This window comes from Corallococcus exercitus (assembly GCF_003611585.1).
Lineage (GTDB): Bacteria > Myxococcota > Myxococcia > Myxococcales > Myxococcaceae > Corallococcus > Corallococcus exercitus.
The window spans coordinates 1-1,793 of record NZ_RAVW01000756.1; the positions used below are offsets into that span (position 1 = coordinate 1).

At 69.9% G+C, this 1,793-nt stretch carries 1 protein-coding gene; it reads right to left on the reverse strand.

The genetic code is table 11. The features are described from left to right. The coding region (locus tag D7W79_RS46600; RefSeq protein WP_147442350.1) for a flavin-containing monooxygenase at positions 1-1,476 on the reverse strand (1,476 nt) is incomplete at its 3' end. Positions 1,477-1,793 lie beyond the last annotated feature (317 nt).

Sequence of the window (1,793 nt, forward strand, 5' to 3'; positions counted from 1 at the left end):
GGCAGCGTCAGATGTGAATAAGAGACTGACGTATTCGGAGGGCTTGAAGTGCTCCACCCGGCGGCGGAAGGCGGTGGTGGAGCCGGGCCAGATGACGGCATTGCGACCTGTCGCGTCCATGTACCAGCTCCGGCAGCCGCCCCGGCTCCACACCGTGTGGGACATGCGCGCGTCCAGGTCCCGGATGAAGGCGTCCTGGGCGGCCGGATCAGGCTCCACGGCGGCGGCGCCCCGCGCGTCCAGGTAGCGCAGCGCGCCCAGCACGTGCTCCAGCTGGGCCTCCATCATCAGCAGCACGGACGTGTGGCCCAGGTTGGTGTTGGGCCCCTGGAGCAGGAAGAGGTTGGGGAAGCCGCTCACGGTGAGGCCCAGGTGCGCCTTCGGGCTACCCGCCCACACCTGCGCGAGCGTGCGCCCCTCCCGCCCCTGGATGTGGTGCCCCAGCGGCATGTCCGTCGCCTGGAAGCCGGTGCCGAAGATGAGCGTGTCCACCGGGTGGACGGCGCCGTCCTCGGTGACGACCGCGTCCTCGCGCACCTCGCGGATGTGGGACGTGACGACCTCCACGTTCGCGCGCGTGAGGGACGGAAGGTAGTCATCGGAGACGAGGATGCGCTTGCACCCCATCGTGTACCGGGGCGTGAGCCGGGCACGCAGCTCCGGATCCTTCACCACCCGCAGCATGTGCCAGAGCGCCCAGTGCTGCGCGAGCCGGAGGATCCATGGGTGCTCGAAGCCCACGGACAGGCTGTCGCGGAGGATGCGCAGGCCTTCGCGCAGGAGCCACCGCACGCCAGGAACCCACCGGTACAGCGCCCGGCGCAAGCGGCCGATGGGCTTGTCGCCCCGGGGCAGTACCCACGCGGGCGTGCGCTGGAAGAGGACGAGCCGGCGGACCTCTGGCTGGATGGCCGGCACGATCTGCACCGCGGATGCGCCCGTGCCCACCACGCCCACGTCGCGCCCGGCCACCGAGTAGCCCGTGTCCCATCGCGCGGAGTGCATCACCTTGCCCTTGAAACGCTCCAGCCCGGGCAGGCGAGGAATGACGGGCTCGCTCAGCGCGCCCACCGCGGCCACGAAGACGTCCGCGGTGAAGCTGCCCCGGGACGTCTCCAGCACCCAGCGCCGCGCGGTGGAGTCCCATCTCGCGGAGAGGACCGCGTGGCCGAAGCGCAGGAAGGGTTCGAGCTGGAAGCGCTTCACGCAGTCGCGCAGGTACGCGTGGATCTCCCAGGAAGGGGAGTAGGCGCGCGACCAACCGGGGTTCGGTGCGAAGGAGAACGAGTACAGCAGGGACCGCACGTCGCACGCGCAGCCGGGATACACGTTGTCGCGCCAGACGCCGCCCACGTCATCCGCGCGCTCCAGGATGACGAAGTCGTCGATGCCGTCCTGTTTCAGCCGGATGGCCATGCCCAGCCCGGCGAAGCCCGAGCCCGCGATGGCGACGCGCACATGTTGCGGAAGCCCCATCCCTTCATGCTGTACACCCCCCGCCCGGCGCGGCCCCAACCTGTCTGCTTGTCGGACAGGTTCCCGCCGCGGGGAGGGAGCGGAAGCCCCCCGGCCACGGTCTTTTCAAACCGGACCAACTGTCGGACAGGTTTCCCGCAGGAAGGGAGCGGAAGCCCTCCGGCCCTGCTCTCCTCGAACTGGTCCGACTGGAGGGTTGCGCAGAATAGCGGCTCAGCCCGGCTGGGAGGCAGGGGGAGAAGCCGGGGCCTCGAGGAGGACGAAGACGCAGAAAAGCCGGCTGCGAGTGAGCAGCCGGCTGACGTTATGGGCCAGCA